The 4,103-nt window shown below is 69.4% G+C and carries 5 protein-coding genes; 1 reads left to right on the top strand and 4 read right to left on the bottom strand.

Annotation, left to right across the window (positions count from 1 at the left end):
• The 4 genes from OXS49_RS32765 to OXS49_RS32750 all read right to left on the bottom strand — a co-directional run.
• Positions 1 to 923: PDR/VanB family oxidoreductase (locus OXS49_RS32765; protein WP_267428682.1), on the bottom strand; the 923-nt coding region annotated here is incomplete at its 3' end.
• 4 nt (positions 924 to 927) lie between these two features.
• Positions 928 to 1,497 carry an MOSC domain-containing protein gene (locus OXS49_RS32760; RefSeq protein WP_267428681.1) on the bottom strand — a complete coding sequence of 190 codons (570 nt, stop codon included), beginning with the start codon at positions 1,495 to 1,497 and terminating at the stop codon, positions 928 to 930.
• Positions 1,494 to 1,886: a Rid family detoxifying hydrolase gene (locus OXS49_RS32755; protein ID WP_243999501.1), complete on the bottom strand. Its 393-nt coding sequence runs from the start codon at positions 1,884 to 1,886 to the stop codon at positions 1,494 to 1,496. The genes OXS49_RS32760 and OXS49_RS32755 overlap by 4 nt, the downstream gene beginning before the upstream one ends.
• 98 nt (positions 1,887 to 1,984) lie before the next feature.
• Positions 1,985 to 3,298, bottom strand: a complete 1,314-nt coding sequence (locus tag OXS49_RS32750) for an MFS transporter (protein WP_267428683.1) — start codon at positions 3,296 to 3,298, stop codon at positions 1,985 to 1,987.
• 187 nt (positions 3,299 to 3,485) lie between these two features.
• On the opposite strand from OXS49_RS32750, the gene OXS49_RS32745 reads away from it, so the two are divergent.
• Positions 3,486 to 4,097 (top strand): XRE family transcriptional regulator, encoded by a 612-nt coding sequence (locus OXS49_RS32745; RefSeq protein ID WP_267428680.1) that lies wholly within the window; start codon positions 3,486 to 3,488, stop codon positions 4,095 to 4,097.
• Positions 4,098 to 4,103: the final 6 nt, after the last annotated feature.

The following is a 4,103-nucleotide window of genomic DNA, read 5'->3' as shown; positions in this document are numbered from 1 at the left end:
CGGGCGCGGGAGACGCAGGGCATCATCCGGTCCTGACGCTTGGCGACCGGCAGTACGACGTCGCGGTGGATCACGGTGCCGTCCCGGTAGCCGCACTCGCAGGAGCCGCACACGCCGATCTCGCAGGACGAGGGCATCGCGAAGCCGTTCTGGCGCAGAGCTTCGAGGAGCGAGACATCGGCAGGGACGTGGACGACCGCCCCGCTCGAGGCGATCAGCGCGTCGAACGGTTCGGGTTTGAAGTTCTCGTCGGCGATCGGTGCGAAGTGCTCGACATGCACCCGCTCCGCCGGCCATCTGGTGGCCGCCAGCCCGGCCTGCACGGCGTCGGTAAGCCGCTGGGGCCCGCAGGCGTAGGCGTGTACGCCCTCGTCCGGCGCCCCGACCACCGCGGGATCGAAGCGCGCGCCGTCCGAAGAGAACCAGCAGCGAAGCCGGTCGCCGCAGATCGCCCGCAGCTCGGGCAGCAGCGGCGCCCGTTCGGCCGAGCGTGCGCACAGGTGGAGCGTAAAGTCGGCGCCGCTCGCCGCCAGGTGCCGGGCCATGGCGGCGAGCGGCGTCACACCGATGCCGCCGCCGATCAGCAGATGGCGTCGGGCGTCGGCGGCCAGCCCGAAATTGTTGCGCGGGTGCGAGACGTGCGCGACGGAGCCCGCGGCGAAGTTGGCATGCGTCCACAGCGAGCCGCCGCGACCGGCATCCTCACGCTTGATCGCCAGGATGTAGCGGCTCCGGTCGGCCGGATCGCCGCAGAGCGAGTACTGGCGCGTGCGGCCATCCGGCAGGCGCAGGTCGACATGCGCGCCGGGCTCCCAGGCGGGCAGCTCGGGACGCCGCGGGTGGACCAGGGTCAGGCGTACCACCTCCGGCGTGGTGGCGACGGCCTCGACGACCGTCAGCGTCATGACGATGCGGGCGGACATGGCCTCAATCCAACACGGTGATCGGGTCGCCCGGGCGGATAATCCCGCCGCGCTCGATCCCGCAATTCAGGCCCGAGCGGTTATAGAGCGGCAGATAGACCGGCAGGCCGAGCAATTCCTCGAGATACTTGCACGGGAAGTTCAGGCGCCCGCCGCGCAGGATCACCTCGCCCACCCGGAATCGGCGACCGACGAGGTGGTTGAGCGGCACGCCGCGCACGGTGAGGTTCCGGCGGTGGTCGATCGGCGCGAGGTGGATCGGCCCGCCCTGGAGCGGCGGATCGTTGCGCGCGAGGGCGTCGAGCGCCTCCTGCTCGATCAGCGTCACCTCGCGGGTGTCCGGCTTGGGCGAGTAGGTCCCCGTCCCAAGGAAGTAGCGGTCGCCCTCGATACCGCGGCCGGCGACGCAACGGGCTTCGGTCAGCGCCTCCATCTCGTAGCTCGCCGCGGGTGCGACGTGGATGTCGAGCAGCGTGCCCCGCCAGCCGGTCGCGCCGCCGGGCACGGCGACCGCAGCCGAGCCGGCCGCGTGCGCGAAGGCCTCGACGTGGCGGGGTGCGGATGTCGCGCTCATCGGGCCGGCCCCGTCGCCAGCGCGATCGCCTCGACCTCGACCAGCGCGTCGCGGGGCAGGCGCGCGACCTCGACGGTGGAGCGCGCCGGCGCGGCACCGGGGAAGTGTTCAGCGTAGACGGCGTTCATCGCGGCGAAGTCGTTCATGTCTTTCAGGAACACAGTGGTCTTGGCCACGCTCGCGAGGCTGGCGCCTCCGGCCTCCAGCACGGCGGCGAGGTTGGCCAGCGAGCGGCGGGTCTGTGCCGCGATGCCCTCCGGGAATGCCCCCGTCGCCGGGTCGATTGGCAGTTGTCCCGAGGCGAAGACGAGGTCGCCGACGCGGGTCGCCTGGGCGTAGGGGCCAACGGCCGGAGCCGCCGCCTCGGTGGCGATGATGGTTCGGTCCAAGTCCGTCTCCTCGTCCCGTGGTTGGGTCCGGTAAATATTCCATTTCAGTGGATGCGCGTCCACTGCCCGGCTTGCGTTTTTACGCGCCGCAGCGGTGGTCAGTCGATCGGCCGTCGGGCGGTCTCCGGCGCCGCGAAGGTCGCCGCGAGCGTCACGCAGGCGAGCACGATGAGATAGACCGAGATCGGCCATGTCGACCCGCCGCTCCAGACAAGCAGGGCCGCGGCGATCAGCGGCGTAAAGCCGCCGCTCAGCGCCGCACCCACCTGGAAGCCCAACGAGGCGCCGCTGTAGCGCAGGCGGGCGTCGAACAGCTCGGACATCCACGCGGCCCCGGTCCCGAACATGATGCCCTGCCCGAAGCTCAGGGCCACCGCGACGGTCAGGGTGATGATCGTCGGGTCGCGGGTGTCGAGGAGCTTGAACATCGGGAACGCGAAGGCGATCGAGAACAGGCAGGCGGCGATGAACAGCGTCTTGCGCCCGTAGCGGTCGGACAGCCAGCCGAAGACGGGGATCGTGAAGAGTTCGATGACGGCGGCGATCAGGATGCCGTTCAGGATCACCCCCCGTGACAGGCCGAGCTGGCCGGTGACGTAGGAGATCGAGAACACGGTCACGATGCTCACGTAGGCGATCTCGGAGACCTTCAGGCCGACGGCCTTCAGGAACATGCCGGGATGCTCGGTCAGGATCTCCATGATCGGCAGCTGCGACGTAGCCGCCCGCGCCTTGATCCGCCGGAACGCGGGGGTCTCGTGAAGCCGCAGGCGGATGAACAGGCCGACGCCGACCAGCGGCGCGCTCGCCAAGAACGGGATGCGCCAGCCCCACGACAGGAACGCCGCCTCGGGCATCAGGCCGGTCAGCGCGAACGCACCGATCGAGAGGATCACGCCGATCGGGTATCCAAGCTGGACGACGCTCCCAAAGAACCCGCGCCGTTCCGCTGGTACGCTCTCGACCACCATCAGCACGGCTCCGCCCCACTCGCCGCCGATGCCGATGCCCTGGACGAGGCGCAGGGCCACGAGGAGGAACGGGGCCAGGATGCCGATCTGCCCGTAGGTCGGCAAGCATCCGATCAGGAAGGTGCCGAGCCCCATGATCATCAGGGTCAGCGACAGCATGGCCTTGCGCCCGACGCGATCGCCAAAATGGCCGAAGACCGCCCCGCCCAGCGGCCGGGCGAGGAACCCGACGGCGTAGGAGCCGAACGCGGCGATCGTACCGACCACCGGGTCGATGCTCGGGAAGAACAGCTTGTTGAAGACGAGGGCGCTGGCGGTGCCGTAGATCAGGAAGTCGTACCACTCGACCGTGGTGCCGATGACGCTCGACCAGACGATCTGGCGCCTGTCCGCGAGCGTTACTGCGTCCGGCTCGGCAATCCGTATCGCATCCGATGGCATTGCGGCGTCGCGCATCAGCGGGCATCCACTTTGAGGGACGAATTTCCACTCACCGTTATACAAGCTGCGTGCCAACCGGGATGCCGGTCGCGCGGGCACCGTCCCGCGACCTATGCTAAGCACCCGACCGATCAGCCCCGGGCGCTCAAGAATGACGCGTCAACCGGAGGACCAGGACGGAACAGGAATGACGGTCACGACAGAGGTGCGGCGCGTCCAGATCGAGGCCGAGGCGCGCTCGCAGATCCAAGTGCTGGCCGAGGAAATCCGGCGCCGGCGGCGGGAGCGCGACCTGTCCCTCGAAGCCCTGGCGGCCCTGTCCGGGGTCAGCCGCTCGATGATCTCGAAGGTCGAGCGCGGCGAGGCCGTCCCCTCGACGGCGGTGCTCTCGCGCCTTGCCGAGGCGCTGGGCGTGACATTCTCCCGGCTGATGGCGCCCGCCACGGAACTGGAGGTGCTGCTGATTCCAGCTTCCCGCCAGCCGGTGCTGCGCGACGAGACTTCGGGCTTCCTGCGCCGCTGCCTCTCTCCCGTTCTGCCCGGGCGTGGGATCGACTGGGTGCTCAACACGCTCCCGCCGGGCGCTACTACCGGCGAGTTCGTCGCCCATCGCCGAGGCGTGTCGGAATACATCTTCGTGTTGAAGGGGCGCCTGCGGGCCGTGATCGGCGACCGTGCGTTCGTAGTCGAGGAGGGCGACAGCCTGTATTTCGAAGCCGATGCCGGGCACGCCTTCACCAATCTCGGGACGGAGCCGTGCCAGTATTTCCTGGTTATCGATGCGACGCGACTACGGTGAACCTTT

The organism is Methylobacterium sp. GC_Met_2 (genome assembly GCF_026540795.1).
Taxonomy (GTDB): domain Bacteria; phylum Pseudomonadota; class Alphaproteobacteria; order Rhizobiales; family Beijerinckiaceae; genus Methylobacterium.
This window is presented reverse-complemented; position numbering and strand designations above follow the sequence as displayed.